This is a genomic window from Paraburkholderia sp. 22099 (genome assembly GCF_052045835.1).
Taxonomy (GTDB): Bacteria; Pseudomonadota; Gammaproteobacteria; order Burkholderiales; family Burkholderiaceae; genus Paraburkholderia; species Paraburkholderia terricola.
Map to the genome: position 1 here is coordinate 220,332 of NZ_JBQEPU010000001.1, position 20,558 is coordinate 240,889.

The following is a 20,558-nucleotide window of genomic DNA, read 5'->3' on the forward strand; positions in this document are numbered from 1 at the left end:
ATGACGCGCGCCAGGCGCTTCTATTGTGATTAGCGTGCGCCGAACCGCTTCGTCACCTGCCCGAAAGCGGATTACTGTTCGAATGCCGCCAGATACTCGGCCCATTGCGGCGCCGTTTCCAGCGCCAGCGCATTTTTGACCAGATTGATTTCGTCAGCATACTCTTCAGCCGAAAACGCGCCGCGAATCAACTGGAAGCGGCAATAGAGCAAGTACGTATTGACGACGTCGGTCTCGCAATAATTACGGATTTCCTCGACGCGGCCTTGCTGGTACGCATGCCACACCTGGCTGCCGTCCATGCCCATCTTGCCGGGGAAGCCGCACATCTTGGCGAGCGCGTCGAGCGGTGCGTTGGCGCGCGCCTGATACATCGCGAGCACGTCCATCAGATCCGTGTGGCGCGCGTGGTAGCGGCTGATGTAGTTGTTCCACTTGAACTCGCGGTCGTCCTCGCCGAGATCCCAGAAACGGTAGGCGGGAATACCGTTCACGAGCGCCCGGTAATTCAGCACCGGCAAGTCGAACCCGCCGCCGTTCCACGACACGAGTTGCGGCGTGTACTTCTCGATCACGCGATAAAACGACTGCACCAGCGCCGCCTCGCCGTCCGCGAGCGTACCGAGCGAGCGCACCCGGAAACCGTTGTTGTCGCGGAACACGCAGGAAATCGCCGCGATCCTTTGCAGATGATGCGGCAGGAAATCGCTGCCGGTCTTTTCGCGGCGCGCGGCGAACGCGTGCTCGGCGACTTCGGCGTCGCTCATCGTGGCGGGCAGATCTTCGAGGCGGCGGATGCCGGCGACATCGGGAATCGTCTCGATGTCGAAAACAAGAATCGGTGTCATCAGGTTAGAGAACGGCGTCCTTGCGAACGCCGTTGGAGGCGAAGAAGCGCTTTAACCGCACGAGCGCTTCCTGTTGGATCTGGCGCACACGTTCGCGCGTGAGGCCCATTTCGTCGGCCAGTTCCTCGAGCGTGGCGGGTTCGATGTGATTGAGCCCGAAGCGGCGCTCGATCACATGACGATGCTTGTCCGACAAGCGCGCGAGCCATGCGCGCGTGAGGGTTTCCAGTTCGCGATGCTGCACTTCGGCGTCCGGCGACTGGCTTTGGTCGTCGGACAGCAGATCGAGCAGGCTGCTCGCCGGATCGAGGTCGAGCGGCGCATCCAGCGACGCGGTGTGCTCGTTGAGCGCGAGAATGTCGGTGACTTCGTCGGTGGTTTTGCCGGTCAGATAGGCAATGTCGTCGATGCTGGCGTCGCGGCGCTCGGCCGCCTCGCCCGAATTCATCGAATTCTTTTCGAGATGGCGCTTGGCGCGCAGCACCTGATTGAGTTCACGAATCACGTGAACCGGCAAACGCACGGTGCGCGCCTGGTTCATGATCGCGCGCTCGATGCTCTGACGGATCCACCACGTGGCGTAAGTGGAAAATCGGAAGCCGCGCGTGGGGTCGAATTTCTCGATGGCGTGCATCAAGCCGAGGTTGCCCTCTTCGATCAGATCGAGCAGCGGCACGCCGCGGTTCAGATAACCCTTCGCAATGCTGACGACGAGCCGCAAATTGCGCTCGATCATCACTTGCCGGGCGTCGAACTCGCCCGCCTTCGCGAGCCGCGAATACTTCTGCTCTTCCTCGACGGTGAGGAGCGGCTTGACGCTGATCCGGTTCAGGTAATGCTGGATCGTGTCGGCCGTCAACTCGGCTTGCAGGAGCGCGCGGAAATCGTCGGCGTCCGGCACGACCTCGCTCGCACCTTCGCGGGCGTCGACGGCTTCCTCCGCGCCGCCCTGGCGATCGTCGAGTTCGCGCTCTTCCGCGATCTCGTCTTCCGCTTCCGAAGCGCTGCTTTCCTCCACCGAAGCGGACGTGGCACGGCTGATCGTCTCAGATTCGGCTTGCGGCAGGCGGCGCTTCGATTTCGGCATGGTCGTATCGCTCTATTGCGGCGGCAAATACTTCAGTGGGTCGACCGGCTTACCCTGCCGGCGAACTTCGAAATGCAACATCACACGGTCGGAATCGCTATTCCCCATCTCAGCGATCTTCTGCCCCTTCGTCACCGCGTCCCCCTCTTTTACCATCAAAGAGCGGTTGTGTGCATATGCGGTGAGATAAGTTGCGTCATGCTTGATGATAATGAGATTGCCGTAACCACGCAGCCCATTTCCTGCATAAACCACACGTCCGTCCGCCGATGCCTTGACAGCGTCGCCGGCAGCGCCGCCGATGTTGACGCCCTTGTTGGTCGAATCGTTGAACGTGCCGAGGAGCGGCCCGCGCACCGGCCAGGAGAATGCGACGTTGCCGCTTGCGCCGGCCGTCGAGTCGCTGGCCGCGCCGGGCGTGGCCGGCGGCGTGAGCGCCGCGTTATTCGCGCCGGAACCATAGATCGGCGGCGCCGCGGCGGCGCTCGACGGCGGCGTGCTGCTGAGCGGCGCGGTCTGCACGGCGCCGCTGTTGCCGATCGGCGCGGTGGCAACGCCCGGCGTCAAGGCCGCGGTATTCGCACCAGGCGGCACCACCCGCAGCAACTGATCGACTTCGATCTGATTCGGGTTGGTGAGATTGTTCCACGCCGAAATATCGCGGTAGTTCTGACCGTTCTCCAGCGCGATCCGGTACAGCGTATCGCCAGGCTTCACGCGGTAGTAACCCGGAGGCGGCGGACCGAGCGGCACGGCCGGCTGCGCTGCCTGCGTGCCGAGCACGCCGCCACCGGAGCGGTCGACGACCGGCGCCTGATCGAGCCGGGATGCACAGGCCGTCATCAACAGGGACAAGGCGAGCACGCACACGCTACGCTGGGTTACGGTCATGGGGACATTCAGTGTGGTTCTTTGCATCGCGCGCAACATACTCATCGGTGTCAAATCACTCCGGATTTTAAGGGTACAAAGAAAACGCGATCAAGCCGCGACTCGCGCCACTGCGCGGGTCCGAGGCGCTCGACGAGAGTCAGCACCTGGCTGTGCCCCTCCTGCGAGCCGACCGGCGCGACCAGACGGCCGCCGATCGCGAGTTGTTCAAGCAAGGCCTGCGGTACGTCGAGCCCGGCCGCCGCGATCACGATCGCGTCGAACGGCGCCGCCGACGGCAAGCCCAATCGTCCGTCGCCGTAGTGCAGCCGAATGTTCGGAATGCGCAGCGGACGCAAGTTTATCTTCGCGCGCTCGGACAACGGCTTGATGCGCTCGATCGAATACACCTCGCGCGCGACCTGGCTCAGCACCGCCGCCTGATAGCCGCAACCGGTGCCAATTTCCAGCACGTTGTTCAACGCGCGGCCGGCTGCCGCGAGTTCGATCATGCGCGCGACGACCGAGGGCTTCGAGATGGTCTGGTGGTGGCCGATCGGCAGCGCGGCATCTTCATACGCCTGGGCCGCGAGCCCCGGATCGACGAACATGTGGCGCGGCACCACCGACATCGCGTTCAACACGCGCGGATGGGTGACCCCGTTCGCTCGCAGGCGTTCGACCATCCGTTCGCGAACCCGTTCCGAAGTCAGCGCCAGGGCGCCGTTCAAGGCGACGCTCGGCGCGGCGGCGCGGTCGTTGAGTTTGGCGGCGGGCTTACTCGACGGCACGCCGTTGGGCGCGGTGCGCGGTGCGAGGATTTGCGCGGCGGCTTTCGCCAGGGGTTTGGGTTGCGATTGAAGCTGCGGCTTGGACTGAGGTTTGACCGCGGTGTGGGCCGGCCCCCTTGCTTGAGGCTGAGCTGGCGGCCTGGCCTGCGCCTTGACCGCCGACTTCGCCTGGGCCGGAGCTTGCGCCTCGGGCGTCCTGGCTTGAACTGGCATGGCCTGAGCGCCTTTCACCGACGAAGCGGATGACGCGTTTTTCGCCGACGGCTTGCGAGCGTTGAGCGCCGCGCTCGCGGCGAATGCCGCCGCGCGGATTTCTCCCGGACGGCCTTCGGGCCGGCGCGGTTCGCGCACCAGGTCCTCGAGGCCGAGCGGAAAGCGCTTCGCGCGCTCGTTCGTCATGAAGCGCCGCTGCCGGCGCGCGCCCAGTCGCGCGCGGCGGGCAGCATTTGCGTGTGGGTCAGATCGAGCTGCAACGGCGTGATCGACACATGGCCGTTGGCGACCGCATGAAAATCCGTGCCTTCGCTCGCGTCGCGCGCGCTGCCCGACGGCCCGATCCAGTAGATCGGCTCGCCACGCGGATTGGTCTGGCGGATCACCGGCTGCGACGGATGCCGCTTGCCCAGACGCGTGATCTGCCAGTCACGCAATTGCTCATACGGCAGATTCGGAATGTTGACGTTCAACAGCGGATGCCCCGGCAGCGGCTGCGCGAGGTAATGCGCGACGATCTCGGCGGCGACGCGCACCGCGTCTTCGAGATGCACCCAGTCCTTGTCGACCAGCGAGAACGCGATGGCCGGCACGCCGAACATGATGCCCTCGGTGGCGGCCGCGACGGTGCCCGAATAAAGCGTGTCCTCGCCCATGTTCTGGCCGTTGTTGATGCCCGAAACGACGAGGTCCGGCGTATGGTCGAGCATGCCCGTGAGCGCGATGTGCACCGAGTCCGTAGGCGTGCCGTTCACGTAGTAAAAACCGTTCGCCGAACGCAGCACCGAGAGCGGGCGTGACAGCGTCAAGGAATTCGACGCGCCGCTGCAGTTCTGTTCGGGGGCCATCACGGTGACATCCGCGATCGGCTTGAGCGCTTCATGAAGCGCGGCAAGACCAGGCGCCAGATAACCGTCGTCATTGCTGAGTAGGATTCGCATGCGGCGATTGTAACCGAGGAAAGAAGACGCGCGAACGACACCGCGCCCGGTCTGCAATGCACGGGCGGATTGTCTAGGGTGGGCGGTCTCGGGTCGGGTTTAAACCAGGTTTGAGCCGGCTTGGATCGCGTTGCGAACGCGTGCCCGGCGCCACAACCGTACGGTCGTGCGGATTGTTTTACACTCGATAGGATTGCAACGCCCCGAAGCAAGTCCCCTTGCGGGACGCTGATCGATACGGAGACACGATGCGCGCGATTCGCTGTAAGCAATACGGGCCACCGGAAAGCCTGGTGGTCGAAGATCTGCCGGACCTCCAGCCGCCGCCCGGCCACGTCGTGATCGACGTCAAAGCCGCGGCCGTCAATTTTCCCGATGTGCTGATCATCGAAAACAAATACCAGTTCAAACCACCTCTGCCCTTTACGCCCGGCTCGGAAGTCGCGGGAATCGTGCGGGCGGTCGGCGCCGACGTCACGCGGTTCAAGCCGGGCTCGCGCGTGGTGGCGTTCACCGGTTCGGGCGGCTTCGCCGAGCAGGCGCTCGCGCCGGTCGACGCGTGCGTGCCGCTCGCGGACGATGTCGATCTGGAACTGGCCGCCGCGTTCACGCTGGCCTACGGCACGTCGCATCACGCGGTGGTCGATCGTGGCGCGTTGCAGGCGGGTGAAACGATGCTGGTGCTGGGCGCGGCCGGCGGCGTCGGGCTGGCGGCGGTCGAGATCGGCAAGGCGCTCGGCGCGCGCGTGATCGCGGCGGCGTCGAGCGACGAGAAACTCGCCGTCTGCGTGAAGCATGGCGCGGACGCCACCATCAATTACGGCACCGAGGACCTGCGCGAGCGCATCAAGGCGCTCACCGACGGCAAAGGCCCGGACGTGATCTACGACCCGGTCGGCGGTGTCTATGCGGAGCCGGCGTTTCGCAGCATCGGCTGGCGCGGGCGTTATCTCGTGGTCGGCTTTGCGAACGGCGAGATCCCGAAGCTGCCGCTCAATCTGACGCTGCTCAAGGGCGCGAGCGTGGTCGGCGTATTCTGGGGCGACTTCGCGAGGCGCGAGCCGCAGCGCAATCACGCCGCGTTCGAGCAGATGACCGGCTGGATCCGCGAGGGCAAGCTCAAGCCGTACGTGTCGGCGCGCTATTCGCTCGAGGATACCGGCCGCGCATTGCGCGATATGGCCGAGCGTCGCGTGATCGGCAAGGTGGTGATTACGCCGTAGGTGTCGCGTGGTTGAGCGGTGTTTCGTTCGGCGGCCGTCCAGGCGGCAAAGGAAAACGGCGTGCGGCTCGCGAACCGCGCGCCGTTTTTTGTGGCTTGCACTTGTTCAGCCGCGTGCTGGTTGAGTGCGATGCTCGTCGAGGCCGGCGCGCCTGTCAGCGCCCCGCCCTCGAGCGCTTACAACTTCTCCGTATCGCCCGTCTTCGGTTGCCACTTCATCAAGCGCCGCTCGCCGATGCCGACAAGCGCATCGAGAATCAGCGCGAACGCGGTCAACACGAGAATCCCCGCGAACACGGTATTGATATCGAAGGTGCCTTCGGCCTGCAGAATCAGGTAGCCGACGCCGCGCGCCGAGCCGAGATACTCGCCCACCACCGAACCGACGAACGCCAGTCCCACCGAGGTGTGCAAGCTGGAAAACACCCAGCTCATCGCGCTCGGCAGATAGACGAAGCGCAGCAACTGCTTGCGGTTCGCGCCGAGCATGCGCGCGTTGGCGAGCACGACCGGGCTCACTTCCTTCACGCCTTGATAGACGTTGAAGAACACGATGAAGAACACCAGCGTGACGCCGAGCGCCACCTTCGACCAGATGCCGAGGCCGAACCACACCCCGAAGATCGGCGCGAGAATCACGCGCGGCATCGAATTGGCGGCTTTGATGTACGGATCGAACAGCGCGCTCGCGAGCGGCGAGAGCGCGAGCCACAAGCCGACGCCGAGCCCGAACGCGGTGCCGAGCGCGAACGCGAGCACCGTCTCGACGAGCGTGATCCACAGATGCAGATAGATCTCGCCCCCCGTGAACCATTCCCAGATCCGCTGCAACACCTTTTGCGGCTCGCCGAAGAAGAACGCGGCCTTGTTCGGGTCGTCGAAATAGAACGCCGGCAGCAGCGTCGGGCTGGTCAGCACGTACCAGAGCGCGAAGCACAGCACGAGCAGCAGCCATTGCCAGATCACCAGATTCGCCCGGTTCGGGCGCAACGTCTTCCACATGTCTCGATTTGCCTTGGACGATTGATTAGCGATAAGCGCAAATGCCGAACGCAACGGCGCGAAGCGCTGAACGCGCGGTTAAACCGCGGTCAGTTGCTGCTGGTAACCCTTGAGGACCTCATCGCGCAGCACGCTCCAGATCTGCGCGTGCAATTCGACGAAGCGCGGATGCGCGCGAATCTCGGCAACATCGCGCGGACGCGGCAGATCGATCGTGAATTCGCCGATCGGATGCGTGCCCGGCCCGGCCGAGAGCACCACCACGCGGTCCGACATCGAGATCGCCTCGTCGAGATCGTGCGTGATGAACAGCACGGCTTTGCGTTTGGCCGCCCACAGATCGAGCAGCTCGTTTTCCATTAGCTGGCGCGTCTGGATATCGAGCGCCGAAAACGGCTCGTCCATCAGGATGATGTCGGGATCGAGAATCAGCGTCTGCGCCATCGCGACGCGCTTGCGCATGCCGCCCGACAGTTGATGCGGATAGCGGTCGCCGAAACCGCCGAGGCCGACGCGCTTGAGCCACTCGTCCGCTTTGTCGCGCGCTTCGGCCGGCGGCACGCCCTGGAACGCGAGGCCCGCCATGACGTTGTCGATAGCGGAGCGCCACGGCATCAGCGCATCGGCCTGGAACATGTAGCCGGCGCGCCGGTTGATGCCCTTGAGCGGCTCGCCGAACACGCTGACCGTGCCCGACGACGGCCCCAGCAAGCCCGCGCCGACGTTCAACAGCGTGGACTTGCCGCAGCCGGTCGGGCCGACCACGGAGACGAACTCGCCCGGCGCGATGCGCAGCGTGGTGTCCTTCACGGCCGTATAGCGCTGCGCGCGGTTGTCGCGCGCGGCGAACGTGCAGGTGATGTTTTCGAGCGCCAGGGCGGCAACGGTCATCGTTCGGCTCGCTTCGAGGATCGGTTTCGGTTTGTGACGTCGACAGTCAGGGGCCGCTTGCTCGGGACGAACGCGGCGCGTGTCGCGCTCGTCCCTCCCTGCCCCTGGTTTATGCCTTGACGGTGGCCAACGCCTTCTTGACGAAGTCGTTGGTCCAGGTTCTCGACAGATCGATCGGCTTGCCTTGCACGTTCGGGTCGAACGCCTGCAAGGTTTTCAGCGCGGTCGCCGGGCCGTCCGTGGGCATCAACCCGTCCGGCGACATGGCTTCCTTCACGTGCTGCCACGCGTCCAGATACACCGCGCGGTCGCCGAGCAGATAGCCTTCCGGCACCGTGTTGATCAACTCGGTGCCGGTTGCCGTTTGCAGCCATTTGAGCGCGCGCACCATCGCATTGGTGAGCGCCTGCGTGGTGTTCGGGTTCTTCGTGATGAAGCTTTGCGACGCGTACAGGCACCCTGCCGGCATGTCGCCGCCGAATACGCTGCGCGTGTCGGCGAGCGTGCGCGTGTCCGACACGACGCGAATCTCGCCGGTGCGCTCGAGCTTGGTCATCACCGGATCGAGATTGGCGAGTGCGTCGATCTGGCCGGACTGCAACGCGGCGATCGCGCCGGCGCCCGCACCGACGCCAATGAACGCGACGTCTTTCGCGGTGAGCCCCGCCTTGCCGAGCACGAAGCTCGCCATGATCGAAGTCGACGAACCCGGCGCGGTCACGCCGATTTTCTTGCCCTTCAGATCAGCGATCGATTTGTAGTTCGGCATCGTCTTCTTCGACACCGCGAGCACGATCTGCGGCGCGCGCCCTTGCAGCACGAATTCGCGGAACGACTGCTTTTGCGCCTGCAGCAGCAAGGTGTGCTCGAACGCGCCGGACACCACGTCCGCGCTGCCGCCGACCGCTGCCTTCAACGCTTGTGACCCGCCGGCGAAATCGGAGATTTCGACGTCGAGCCCTGCTTCCTTGAAGTAGTTGCGGCGCTCCGCAATGGTGAGCGGCAAGTAATAGAACAGGTTCTTGCCGCCGACGGCGATCGCCACCTTGGTGGTTTCAGGTTTGCCCTGCGCGAAAGCGAGCGGCGCGGTGGTGGCGAGCGTGGCGCCAGCGAGCGCGGCGGTTCCGGCGAGGAAGGTTCTGCGTTGCATGTCGAGTAGTCTCCAGCTTTCGTTGTTCAGCTTTTTTCTCTTCTTGCCGCGGCGTTCGTGGGCGCCATGCCCGCGTTCGGCTTTGCGTCACCGCGTGCGGCAAGTTGCGCACGCCATCGCTGGTCACGCGCGGCGGGCCTTGCCGGGCACGCGCTCATTCAAACGATCTGTTGCGCGTGCAAGCTTGCAATGTGGTCAGCATCATAACCTAGCGACTGTAGGACTTCATCGGTATGTTCACCCAGTTCGGGACCGAGCCAGCGCGTTTCGCCGGGGGTTTCCGAGAGCTTCGGCGTGACCGACGGCAGCGTGATGTCCTGGCCGTCCTGCCATTTGAAGCGCTGGATCATCTGGCGCGCCATGTACTGCGGATCGGTGAACATGTCCGCGACACTGTAGATACGGCCGGCCGGCACGTCGGCCGCATTCAGCACCGCGAGCGCTTCGTCGATGGTGCGCGTCGCGAGCCATGCGGCAATCGCGCCGTCGATCTCCTGGGTGCGCGGCACGCGGCCGTCGTTGTGCGCGAGCGCCGCATCATTCGCGAGATCGTCGCGCTCGATCGCCACCATCAGCCGCTTGAAGATCGGATCGCTGTTGCCGCCGATCACGATGCTGCCGTCGCGGCACGGATACGTATTCGACGGCACGATACCGGGCAACGATGCGCCGGTGCGCTCGCGCACCATGCCGTACACGCCGTACTCGGGCACCACGCTTTCCATCATGTTGAAGACGGCCTCGTACAACGCGACGTCGACCACTTGCCCCTTGCCGCCGTTCACCTGTTTGTGATGCAGCGCCATCAGCGCGCCGATCACGCCGTGCAGCGCGGCGATCGAATCGCCGATCGAAATGCCGATGCGCGGCGGCGGCAAATCCGGATAGCCGGTAATGTGACGCAAGCCGCCCATCGATTCGGCGATCGCGCCGAAGCCGGGCCGGTCGCGATACGGCCCGGTCTGACCGTAGCCGGATAGACGCACCATCACGAGGCCGGGATTTTCCGCGGAAAGCACGTCGTAACCGAGCCCGAGTTTCTCCAGCAAGCCCGGCCGGAAATTCTCGACGACGATATCCGCTTCTTTCGCCAGGCGCCGCACGATCTCCTTGCCCTCTTCGGCCTTCAGATTGATCGTGACGGATTTCTTGTTGCGCGCCTGCACCGCCCACCACAGCGACGTACCGCCCACCTCGGGATAGAGCTTGCGCCACTTGCGCAGCGGATCGCCGCCTTTGGGATCCTCGATCTTGATGACGTCCGCGCCAAATTCGCCGAGAAAGCGCGCGGCGAACGGGCCGGCGATCAGCGTGCCGAGTTCCAGCACCTTGACGCCGGCGAGTGGGCCGGGTCGGGTGGCTTGATCGGGTTGACCTTCATGCGCGGCGCTCGTGTCTGATTCAGGGGTGACGCTCATGTGTCTCCTTTCTTCTGTCTTCGAGGTGTGCGGTGGTGGAGCGCATCAGGCGGCGATGCCTCGCCTCGCCTGATGCTGCGTGCGGCGGCGGCGAGCGCCTCGTGCTACATCGAACGACGGTCGAGCATCGCGCGGGCGATCGTGCCGGCGTCGACATATTCGAGTTCGCCGCCGACCGGCACGCCGCGCGCGAGGCGCGTGACGGCAAGACCGCGCGCCTTGAGCGTCTGCCCGAGGTAGTGCGCGGTGGCTTCGCCTTCGTTCGTGAAATTGGTCGCGAGCACGACTTCCTTGACCACGCCGTCGGACGCGCGTTTGACCAGCCGGTCGAAATGGATCTCCTTCGGGCCGATGCCGTCGAGCGGGCTCAAGCGTCCCATCAGCACGAAATAGAGACCGCGATAGGTCATCGTCTGTTCGAGCATGATCTGGTCGGCGGGTGTTTCGACGACGCACAGCAGTGTGGGATCGCGTTCGGCATCGAGGCAGACCTCGCAGATTTGCGCCTCGGTGAACGTGTTGCACTTCTCGCAGTGCTGCAGATGCTCGGTCGCGAACAGCAGCGAGCGGCCGAGCTTTTCGGCGCCCTCGCGGTCGTGCTGCATCAGGTGGTACGCCATGCGTTGCGCGGACTTCGGCCCGACACCGGGCAGCGCGCGCAGCGCTTCGACGAGCGCCGACAAGGCGGAAGGTTGTTTCATGCGGAATCGGCGTCGAAGTGGGTGTTACGCGGTATGCGGTTGACTCGGTGAGGGTCTGGTTTGCTTGCGTTGCCTAAGCTGCCTGGGTTGCTTCTACTGCTTTCGTTTCTGCGTCCGCTGCGTCGAGATTCCTGACTGCGTGCCCGACAGGCGCGCCGCATCGCCCCAAGCGCGCCGGCGCGCATGGCAAGCGCGCGCGGCTCGCGTTCAGCTTACGCAGCGGCGCGGCATGACCGCAGCCACGCGCGCCGCGTCGAGCGCCGCGGTTCAGAACGGCAGCTTGAAGCCCGGCGGGAGCGGCAGGCCCGAGGTCATGCCGCCCATTTTTTCCTGGGCAGTGGCTTCGGCCTTGCGCACGGCGTCGTTGAATGCAGCGGCGACGAGGTCTTCCAGCATGTCCTTGTCGTCGGCGAGCAGGCTCGGGTCGATCGACACGCGGCGCACGTCGTTCTTGCAGGTCATCGTCACCTTCACGAGACCGGCGCCCGACTGCCCCTCGACTTCGATCTGCGCGAGTTGCTCCTGCATCTTCTTCATGTTTTCCTGCATCTGCTGGGCTTGTTTCATCAGCCCGGCGAGTTGGCCTTTCATCATGGACGTGCTCCTTCGTGATAGCGTGAAGTTCGGTGAATCGGGCGCGCTCGGGCGCTTCGGTGTTATTGGGCGAGGCGAATCAGTGGGCCGGCGGCGCGCCGTTCTGACCCGCGTCCGGCGTAATCGGACGGATCGAGCCGGGCACGATGCTCGCGCCGAACTCGCGGATCAGCGACTGCACGAACGGATCGGCGCCGATCTCGCGCTCCGCTTCCCGCTGACGCTGCGCGCGCATGGCGGCGTCGTGCGCGGCCGCTGTGCGGCGCGCCGCGCCGACCTCGACCAGCACGTCGACATTGTGGCCGAGCTTTTCGGCGAGCGCCGCTTTCAGTTTAGCGACCTGCGAGGCTTCCGCGTACTGCGGCACCGGCACGTTGAGTTTGAGCGTGTTGCCTTCGAGCGCCATCAGTTCGCTATTGAACGCGAGCTGATACGAAATGCCCTTGAGCGGCAGGTCGACGGCGAGCGCCGGCCAGTCGCCCTTGAAGCCCAGCGGATCGAGCGGCACGGCGGGCGGCAGCGGACGTTCATCGACCTCCGGCGCCGGTGCGGGTGCGGCGTTCACGCGGACGTCGTCGGGGCCGCTGTCGAATACCGGCATGTAATCGTCGTCAGGCAATCCGTAATAGCCTTCGTCCGCTGCCGTGAGCGGCAGGTAATCGTCGGGAGGCATGTCGTCCCACGGCGGCATCGGCGAGCCGTTCCGCTCGACGCCGTTCTGTCCGGTGCCGTTGCGCTGGGCCGGCACCGCTGACGACGGCGCGCGTGCAGCCGGCGCGGCATCTTGCGGCGCGCGACGCGCGGCGCCGGGCGTCGGCACGGGAACGACGACGCGCGGCACGGCGGGTTTGGGCGCGGCTGAAGCGGCGGGCTTCGCGGACGCTGCGGGGGTGGCGCGGCCACGGTCCGACGATACTTTCAGACCCGCGCTGCGCAAGACATCGAGTGCGGCGCTCGCACCGCCCGCGCGGCGCGGTGGCGTATCGGCTGCGCTTTGTGGTTCCTGTTCTTGCGACGCCGCTGCCGCCGCGACTTGCTCCGTGCCTCCGGCGGCGGCTGCGGCCGGTGCGGTGAGCGCGGACGCGGGCGTCGTGTTATCGGGGCCGGCTGCTCGAGGCGGTTGGTTGACTGCCGGCTCGGCAGGCGCGTCTTCCCACGGAGCCAACACTCGCGCTGCGGTGGGCTGAGTGGGCGCGGATGCCTGGGCCGCGGGTGTCGCGTCAGCCGCTGGCGCCGCTCTGGCGCCGGTTGCCATGGGTGCGGGCGCAGCAGGCGCGATTTCGGACACCGGCGCATCGGTTGGCATAGGGGTCGATGCCGTTGGCGTCACCTCGGGCACCGGCACAACGTTTGCCACCGAACTGGCGTCATTTGCCGTAGGTGTCGATGCGGTGGTTATCCCCTCGGGCAACGGCGCAACTGCCGCCGAACTGGCGCCGGTTGCCACGGGTGCCGACGCCGCGGGTGTTACGTCGGCCGCCGCTGCCGCTGACTCGGCATTCGCGCCGTCCGCTATAGGCGCTGGCGCTGAGTTCACTGGATCACAAACCGGCGCCGACTCATCGACGTCCGTCGCTTCGGCAATATTTTTCGGTTCTGGCGCCGTTACAGTGCCTTCGGCGGAATTCGCATGCACGGGTTGCGTGCCGCCCATCGCAGGTTGCGCCTGAACGGCAGCGATGGTTTCGTCGGCAGGCGCCGCACTTTTAGTGGACACGCGAGAGACGGCGCCCTTTTCCGTCATCTCACCCGAAACCTGCGAGTCACGGACCGCCGCGTCAGCGCTCGCCGTTTCCCGCGCGTCCGGCTGCGTGACCGCTGCGGCAGCCGTTGCCGGCAAACCTGCCGCGCCGCGCTGCGCGGCCACTGCCGGCGTGCCGGCGCGCCGCGCGCCGCCCGCGCCCGCCTGACGCGCGGCACCGGCCACGCCGCCACCGCCGCCCGTAGGCGCCGGCTCGAACGCCAGCATGCGCAGCAGCGTCATCGTGAAGCCGGCGTATTCGTCGGGCGCGAGCCCCAGTTCGCTTCGGCCGATCGTCGCGATCTGATAGAACAATTGCACCTGCTCCGCGCTCAACGCTTCGGCGAAACGGCGCAAATCGCCTGCTTCAGGCCATTCGTCCAGCACCGATGCCGGCGCGAACTGCGCCCACGCGATACGGTGCAGCAGGCTCGCCAGATCCTGCAGCGCCGTCGAAAACGACAGGCTGCGCAGCGCCATCTCGTCGGCCACCGACAATACCGCGGCGCCGTCGCCGTCCGCCAGCGCGTCGAGCAGGCGTATCAGATAGCTTTGATCGAGCGCGCCGAGCATGCCGCGCACGGCTTCTTCATTGACCTGATTGGCTGAGTAGGCAATCGCCTGATCGGTCAGCGAGAGCGCGTCGCGCATGGAACCGTCGGCCGCGCGCGCGAGCAGGCGCAGCGCCTGGGCGTCGTACGGCACCTTCTCTTCGCCGAGAATGCGCTCGAGATGCGAGACGATATGGCCGGCCGGCATCTGCTTCAGATTGAACTGCAAGCAGCGCGACAGCACGGTAACGGGAATCTTCTGCGGATCGGTTGTGGCGAGAATGAACTTGACGTGCGACGGCGGTTCTTCCAGCGTCTTCAGCATCGCGTTGAACGCGTGGTTGGTCAGCATGTGCACTTCGTCGATCATGTAGACCTTGAAGCGCGCATCGACCGGCGCATACACCGCGCGCTCCAGCAACGCCGCCATTTCGTCGACGCCACGATTGCTCGCCGCGTCCATTTCCACGTAATCGACAAAGCGCCCTTCGTCTATCTCGCGGCACGCGCGGCACACGCCGCACGGCGTGGAGGTCACGCCGGTTTCGCAATTCAGCGCCTTGGCGAAGATGCGCGACAGCGTGGTTTTGCCGACGCCGCGCGTACCGGTAAACAGATAGGCATGGTGCAAACGGCCACCGTCGAGCGCGTGCGTGAGCGCGCGCACCACGTGCTCCTGTCCGACGAGCGAAGCGAAATCCTTCGGCCGCCATTTGCGTGCGAGAACTTGATAGGTCATCTGGAAATTGTATCAGTAACGATGCCGTGCAAAACCGAATCAGACGGCATGCGAACGCACGTTGCCGCCGCATTGAAAGTGGCTAACGGACCGATAGAAAAAAATAGATGAAGTGCGCGGACGACGCTACCACGGCATGACGGCATGCAATTCGCACAGCGGAAACGCTGGGACAAAACCGGAGTTGGGGGTAAGGCAGAGGAAGACAGAAAAAGGAAGGTGACGAGCCCGACCCTCGGCACTGGTGGAAAACGGCTGTGGCTGCTTCGTTCCCGACCTGACCAGATTGACCATCCCTCCATGCGAGGAGGCCCGTCACGAAACATTCTATCACCGCTTGGATCGTCGCGCGACTGTTAATACGGCCAAAGCCGCATTGGCACGTCGAATCGCGAGCTTTGCATCACGTATCGCTCTGCCCACGACGGGCGTCGACGCCACTTGATGTTTGCCGCAAGCGTCACCAGATGGGGGATGTCGTGGCTAGTGAAAGAGGGTGGCACTTCATCGGCAGCCGTCGTCGGCCCCACTGCCCCTGACGAGTACTATCGCCCCCGGCAACGCATAGCGAATTAAGCTAAACTGCTATTCGGATGACCCGCAACCGCGCGCCTTCCGCACATTCGGGAACCGGGTCTTCGCGTTTTCCGGGCTGTGTCGGCAAGGCTCCGATTGCGGCAAAGCGAACAGAAGTTTCCTTGGGTTTTGACGTATCGTGGCGAGCAATTCAGGCGGGCCTCGAACCGATAGAGGTATTCATACAATGAGCGAACAAATCAAGCATATTAGCGACGCATCGTTCGAACAGGACGTCGTGAAATCCGATAAACCCGTGCTGCTCGATTTCTGGGCTGAATGGTGCGGTCCGTGCAAGATGATCGCGCCGATCCTCGACGAAGTCGCGAAGGATTACGCCGATCGCCTGCAAATCGCCAAGATCAACGTCGACGAACATCAATCGACGCCGGTCAAGTTCGGCGTGCGCGGCATTCCCACGCTGATCCTCTTTAAGAATGGCGCAGTCGCCGCGCAGAAGGTCGGCGCATTGTCGAAGTCGCAGCTCACCGCGTTCCTCGACGGCAACCTGTAAAGCGGCGCGCATCAGCACGCGGCAAGTCTCTCCAGACCGCCCCGCGCCGCTATTGAGCGTGTTGTCTACCGACAACACGCTCAACGAGAAAGATGCCATGTCGCCGCGCTGACGGAAGTTGGCGTGTGCTATGCTAGAATCCGCAAAACGTCGTGAAGACGTGTAAGTCCTTGAGCGGTTCCGCTCACTCTCCTCCCAGATTTCATTTCGTCGCACCTTCTCCTGCGGGTTCTCCGTATGCATTTATCCGAGCTTAAGACTCTGCACGTGTCCGAATTGATCGAGATGGCCAATGGCCTCGAGATCGAAAGTGCGAACCGCCTGCGCAAACAGGAATTGATGTTTGCCATTCTAAAAAAACGAGCCAAAACGGGCGACACGATCTTCGGCGACGGCACGCTCGAAGTGCTGCCGGACGGCTTCGGCTTCCTGCGTTCACCGGAAACCTCGTATCTCGCCAGCACGGACGATATCTATATCAGCCCGTCGCAAATCCGCCGCTTCAATCTGCATACGGGCGACACGATCGAAGGTGAAGTGCGCACGCCGAAAGACGGTGAGCGCTATTTCGCGCTGGTAAAGGTGGACAAGGTCAACGGCCAGCCGCCGGAAGCCTCGAAGCACAAGATCATGTTCGAGAACCTCACGCCGCTGCATCCGAACAAGGTGCTGCTGCTCGAACGTGAAATGCGTGGCGAGGAAAACGTCACGGGCCGCATCATCGACATGATCGCGCCGATCGGCAAGGGCCAACGCGGCCTGCTGGTGGCTTCGCCGAAGTCCGGCAAGACCGTGATGCTGCAGCACATCGCGCATGCGATCAAACAGAATCATCCTGACGTCGTGCTGTTCGTGCTTTTGATCGACGAACGCCCCGAAGAAGTGACGGAAATGCAGCGTTCGGTGGCCGGCGAAGTGATCGCCTCCACGTTCGACGAGCCCGCCGCGCGTCACGTGCAGGTCGCCGAAATGGTGATCGAAAAAGCCAAGCGCCTCGTCGAAATGAAGAACGACGTGGTGATTCTGCTCGACTCGATCACGCGTCTCGCGCGTGCATACAACACGGTCGTGCCGGCCTCGGGCAAGGTGCTGACAGGCGGTGTCGACGCGAATGCGCTGCAGCGTCCGAAGCGCTTCTTCGGCGCCGCGCGCAATATCGAGGAAGGCGGCTCGCTCACCATCATCGGCACCGCGCTGATCGAAACCGGCAGCCGCATGGACGACGTGATCTACGAAGAGTTCAAGGGCACCGGCAACATGGAAGTGCACCTCGAGCGCCGTCTTGCTGAAAAGCGCGTCTACCCGTCGATCAACCTGAACAAGTCCGGCACGCGCCGCGAGGAACTGCTGATCAAGCCCGAGGTTCTGCAAAAGATCTGGGTGCTGCGCAAGTTCATTCACGACATGGACGAAGTCGAGTCGATGGAATTCCTGCTCGACAAGATTCGCCAGACCAAGAGCAACTCCGAATTCTTCGACATGATGCGGCGCGGCGGCGGCAGCTAAAGCCTCGCGCAGCAACAGTCGCGGCAGACATGCCGCCTCCTTCAGAAAGCCGCTCGTCGAAAAACGAGCGGCTTTTTTTCGCCCGCGCTCAAAAGGACGTGCAGCCTGGCAACCTGCACGTGAACGTACACGTTGCAGTACAATACGAGCACCCCGTTACGTTCATTCAAGCGTATGCCGAAGGATTCATCCGCCCTGCTCACCGTGCGCGAAGCCGCCGAACGCCTCGGCGTCACGCCGCGCACGCTGAAATACTACGAGGAACGCGGCCTCGTCTCGCCCACGCGCAGCGGGGGCCGCTACCGGCTGTACGACGACGAAGACCTGAAGCGCTTCGGCCGCATTCTGCGTCTGCGCTCCCTCGGCTTCTCGCTGCACGGCATCACTGAAATGCTGAAGCGCCCGCTCGAACCCGTCGAGGGCGGCCACCGTTTTTCGACCGAATCGCTCCAGCAGATTCGCGACGCCATCGCACAGCAGGTCGCGGCGCTCGACGCGCGCATCGAAACCATGCGCCGCGACCTCAAGGAAGCGCAGAAGCTGCGCGCCGAACTGAGCCCTGACCTCGACTATCTGGAACGGCGCCTCGCCGGCGAAAATGCGGACGCGCTCCTCGAACAACGCCGCAGCGCCCGCGCCAAATCCTCGGATGCGCTGCTTGCGAAGCCCAAGGGCGCGCGCAAGTCCGGCGGACAATCGTGAGTTCGGCATCGCCCCGCGCGCCGCTGTTCAGCGTCGACAAGCTGCGCGGCGATTTTTTTCCTTGGGTGCTGGCCGTCGTCACCGGCCTCGACTACTTCGACAATGCGATCTTTTCGTTTTTCACGAGCTATATCGCGGGCGGCATCAACGCCTCGCCCGACGAGCTCGTGTGGGCGTCGAGCGCCTATGCGATCGCGGCCGTGCTCGGCATCCTCCAGCAGCAATGGTGGGTCGAGCGCTTCGGCTATCGTCGCTACGTGGCCGGTTGCATGCTGCTCTATGCCGCCGGAGCACTCGCCGCGACGCTGTGCGAATCGTCGATCGAACTCGCATTGGTGCGCGGTGTTCAGGGCTACTTCATCGGCCCGATGATGGGCACGTGCCGCATCCTCATCCAGATGAGCTTCACGCCGCGGCAGCGGCCCGCGGCCACCCGCGCGTTTCTTATATTGATCGTCCTGAGCAGCGCGCTCGCGCCGCTGATCGGCGGCCAGTTGATCGCGCATTTCGGCTGGCGCGCGCTCTTTGCATGCACCGCGCCGGTGGGCCTGCTGTTCGCCGTGCTGGCTTTGCTCGCGCTGCCCGACTCCGGCAACCGCCTGCCGGACGAACGCGGTTCAGCGCATTTCTGGCCGTACATCGTATTCGCATTCGCGCAGGGCGCGCTGCAGATCGTGATGCAGCAAGTGCGCTTCCAGTTGTTCAGCGCGTCGCCCGAACTGATCCTGCTGACGGTCGCGGGCCTGGTCGCACTCGGCTGGTTCGCGTATCACCAGTGGCACCACCCCTCGCCGCTCGTGCGACTGCACGCGCTGCGCGAAAAGGTGTTCCAGGCCGGACTCGTGCTGTACATGTTCTATTACTACATCTCGACGGTGCTCGGCTATCTGATCTCGCGCTTCCTCGAGGGCGGACTCGGCTATCCCGTCGACAACACCGGTCAACTCGTCGGCGTGACCTCGCTGATTTCCGCGAGCGCGCTGTTCGTCTATCTGCGTTATGCGAAGCTGTTGCCGCATAAGAAGTGGATCATCGTGTCGGGGTTCGCGGTAGCCGCGCTGACCGCGGCATGGATGACGCGCATGTCGCCGGCCGTCGGCGAGTCGGCGCTGTTCGCACCGCTCCTGCTACGCGGCCTGCTGTTGCTGTTCATCGTGCTGCCGGTCGCCAATCTGACGTTTAGAATCTTCGCTATCGAAGAATTCACGCATGGCTACCGGTTGAAAAACATCGTCCGCCAGTTGACGATCTCGTTCGCGACGGCCTCGGCGATCATCGTCGAACAGCATCGGCAGGCGCTGCATCACGCTCGCCTCGCGGAGTTCGTGAATCCGTACAATCCGGTGTTCCAGAATTCGCTTGCCGCGTTGACGAGAAGCTTCGCCGCCGCCGGCCGTTCGGCATCCGAGGCGCACTCGCTCGCATTGGTGGAGATCAGCCGGAGCGTCGCGCGGCAGGCCAGCTTCCTGGCCTCGCTGGACGGCTTCTACTTCCTGATCGGCGTGGCGATATGCGGCGGCCTCTTTGCCGCATGGCAAAGACAGATCGACTAAAGGTTCATCAGGCCATGCTTTCGAAACTCACTCAATGGCTGGGCGCGCGCCGCCGCCACCGCGCGCTCCGCGACTACGCGATCGACGACGCGCTGTGGCAAGCCACGCTCGACGGCCTGCCGTTTCTCGCACACCTGGAGGCGCCCGACCTCGCGCGTCTGCGTGAGCTCACGAGCCTCTTCATCGCGCAAAAGGAGTTTTCGACCGCGCACGAGCTCGAACTCACCGACGCGATGACCGTCTCGATCGCCGCGCAAGCCTGTTTGCCGGTGCTGAACCTGAGCCTCGATCTGTACCGCGGCTGGGTCGGCGTGATCGTCTATCCAGGCGAGTTCGTGATCCGCAAGACCGTCGAGGACGAAGACGGCGTGGTGCACGAGGTCGAACAGGACGCCAGCGGCGAAGCATGGGAAGGCGGACCGGTGGTGCTGTCGTGGGAAGACGCGCAGATGACGGACGGCGCGGAGGCCTATAACGTCGTGATCCACGAATTCGCGCACAAGATCGACATGCTGACCGGCGAGGCGGACGGCCACCCGCCGCTCATGCGCCGCTGGCACGCGCCGCTCGATTCGGAGGCCTGGGCGGACGTGTTCGACCATGCTTACGACCAGTTCTGCGCCAAAGTCGACGCGGTGCCGGAGCGCCGCTGGGCGCGTTTCGAGCGCGACTGCCTGATCGATCCGTATGCGGCGGATCATCCATCGGAATTCTTTGCCGTTTGCAGCGAGGCGCTGTTCGTGAAGCCGCAGGCCTTCGAGGCGGAATATCCGGAACTCTACCGGCTGCTCGCGCGCTATTACCGGCAGGATCCGGCGCGCGTCGGCGTGACGTTCGGTCCCGCCTGAGCGCTTCTCACTGCCGGCGAAAAGCTGCGGGAAAGTCGTCAAGCGACTGATTTTCTGGCATAATCGCCGTTTTTCGACCATAGGCAAGTGGCTCGCGCCT

The 20,558-nt window shown here is 64.3% G+C and carries 18 protein-coding genes and 1 other RNA gene; 6 read left to right on the top strand and 13 right to left on the bottom strand.

Going from position 1 to position 20,558, the window contains the following annotated elements; genetic code table 11:
- Positions 1-71 precede the first annotated feature (71 nt).
- Genes ACTJLC_RS00910 through surE form a run of 5 tightly spaced genes read right to left on the bottom strand, consistent with a single transcriptional unit; the run spans position 72 to position 4,750 of the window.
- Positions 72-848, bottom strand: a complete 777-nt coding sequence (locus tag ACTJLC_RS00910) for a 3'-5' exonuclease (RefSeq protein WP_073426778.1) — start codon at positions 846-848, stop codon at positions 72-74.
- Between the two features lie 4 nt (positions 849-852).
- Positions 853-1,935 carry an RNA polymerase sigma factor RpoS gene (gene rpoS / locus ACTJLC_RS00915; protein ID WP_073426779.1) on the bottom strand — a complete coding sequence of 361 codons (1,083 nt, stop codon included), beginning with the start codon at positions 1,933-1,935 and terminating at the stop codon, positions 853-855.
- A 12-nt stretch (positions 1,936-1,947) separates the two neighbouring features.
- Positions 1,948-2,871, bottom strand: a complete 924-nt coding sequence (locus ACTJLC_RS00920; protein WP_310129342.1) for a peptidoglycan DD-metalloendopeptidase family protein — start codon at positions 2,869-2,871, stop codon at positions 1,948-1,950.
- A 5-nt stretch (positions 2,872-2,876) separates the two neighbouring features.
- Entirely contained in the window at positions 2,877-3,995 is a 1,119-nt protein-coding gene (locus ACTJLC_RS00925; protein WP_440843181.1) for a protein-L-isoaspartate(D-aspartate) O-methyltransferase, read from the bottom strand.
- Positions 3,992-4,750: a 5'/3'-nucleotidase SurE gene (gene surE / locus ACTJLC_RS00930; RefSeq protein WP_310128966.1), complete on the bottom strand. Its 759-nt coding sequence runs from the start codon at positions 4,748-4,750 to the stop codon at positions 3,992-3,994. The genes ACTJLC_RS00925 and surE overlap by 4 nt, the downstream gene beginning before the upstream one ends.
- Positions 4,751-4,998: 248 nt before the next feature.
- Here surE and ACTJLC_RS00935 point away from each other — a divergent pair, with 248 nt between their 5' ends.
- Complete coding sequence (locus ACTJLC_RS00935; RefSeq protein WP_310128968.1) at positions 4,999-5,973, top strand: NADPH:quinone oxidoreductase family protein; 975 nt, start codon at positions 4,999-5,001, stop codon at positions 5,971-5,973.
- Positions 5,974-6,149: 176 nt separating this feature from the next.
- On the opposite strand, the gene ACTJLC_RS00940 is transcribed toward ACTJLC_RS00935, so the two are convergent.
- The 8 genes from ACTJLC_RS00940 to ffs form a co-directional block, all read right to left on the bottom strand.
- A complete protein-coding gene (locus ACTJLC_RS00940) occupies positions 6,150-6,974 on the bottom strand; it encodes an ABC transporter permease (RefSeq protein WP_073426784.1) in 825 nt (274 codons plus the stop codon).
- A 78-nt stretch (positions 6,975-7,052) separates the two neighbouring features.
- Positions 7,053-7,865, bottom strand: a complete 813-nt coding sequence (locus tag ACTJLC_RS00945; RefSeq protein ID WP_083083606.1) for an ABC transporter ATP-binding protein — start codon at positions 7,863-7,865, stop codon at positions 7,053-7,055.
- A 109-nt stretch (positions 7,866-7,974) separates the two neighbouring features.
- Positions 7,975-9,015, bottom strand: coding sequence for an ABC transporter substrate-binding protein (locus tag ACTJLC_RS00950; protein ID WP_073426786.1), 1,041 nt, complete (start codon positions 9,013-9,015; stop codon positions 7,975-7,977).
- A gap of 158 nt (positions 9,016-9,173) precedes the next feature.
- Entirely contained in the window at positions 9,174-10,433 is a 1,260-nt protein-coding gene (locus ACTJLC_RS00955; protein ID WP_440843182.1) for a CaiB/BaiF CoA transferase family protein, read from the bottom strand.
- A 104-nt stretch (positions 10,434-10,537) separates the two neighbouring features.
- Complete coding sequence (gene recR, locus ACTJLC_RS00960; protein WP_083083604.1) at positions 10,538-11,134, bottom strand: recombination mediator RecR; 597 nt, start codon at positions 11,132-11,134, stop codon at positions 10,538-10,540.
- A 267-nt stretch (positions 11,135-11,401) separates the two neighbouring features.
- Positions 11,402-11,728: a YbaB/EbfC family nucleoid-associated protein gene (locus tag ACTJLC_RS00965; RefSeq protein WP_006048866.1), complete on the bottom strand. Its 327-nt coding sequence runs from the start codon at positions 11,726-11,728 to the stop codon at positions 11,402-11,404.
- A 79-nt stretch (positions 11,729-11,807) separates the two neighbouring features.
- Positions 11,808-14,759, bottom strand: a complete 2,952-nt coding sequence (gene dnaX / locus ACTJLC_RS00970) for a DNA polymerase III subunit gamma/tau (protein ID WP_440843183.1) — start codon at positions 14,757-14,759, stop codon at positions 11,808-11,810.
- Positions 14,760-14,977: 218 nt separating this feature from the next.
- An RNA gene (ffs, locus tag ACTJLC_RS00975) (signal recognition particle sRNA small type) lies at positions 14,978-15,076 on the bottom strand.
- Between the two features lie 446 nt (positions 15,077-15,522).
- On the opposite strand from ffs, the gene trxA reads away from it, so the two are divergent.
- From trxA to ACTJLC_RS01000, 5 genes are all read left to right on the top strand, one after another.
- Complete coding sequence (trxA, locus tag ACTJLC_RS00980; protein ID WP_006048864.1) at positions 15,523-15,849, top strand: thioredoxin TrxA; 327 nt, start codon at positions 15,523-15,525, stop codon at positions 15,847-15,849.
- Between the two features lie 237 nt (positions 15,850-16,086).
- Positions 16,087-17,355, top strand: coding sequence for a transcription termination factor Rho (gene rho, locus ACTJLC_RS00985; RefSeq protein ID WP_006048863.1), 1,269 nt, complete (start codon positions 16,087-16,089; stop codon positions 17,353-17,355).
- Positions 17,356-17,529: 174 nt separating this feature from the next.
- Positions 17,530-18,057: a MerR family transcriptional regulator gene (locus ACTJLC_RS00990; protein ID WP_114162335.1), complete on the top strand. Its 528-nt coding sequence runs from the start codon at positions 17,530-17,532 to the stop codon at positions 18,055-18,057.
- Entirely contained in the window at positions 18,054-19,610 is a 1,557-nt protein-coding gene (locus tag ACTJLC_RS00995) for an MFS transporter (RefSeq protein ID WP_440843184.1), read from the top strand. Before ACTJLC_RS00990 ends, ACTJLC_RS00995 begins: the two co-directional genes overlap by 4 nt.
- Positions 19,611-19,624: 14 nt before the next feature.
- The gene (locus tag ACTJLC_RS01000) at positions 19,625-20,458 is read left to right on the top strand and encodes a M90 family metallopeptidase (protein ID WP_073426792.1); all 834 of its coding nucleotides are present in this window, start codon (positions 19,625-19,627) and stop codon (positions 20,456-20,458) included.
- Positions 20,459-20,558: the final 100 nt, after the last annotated feature.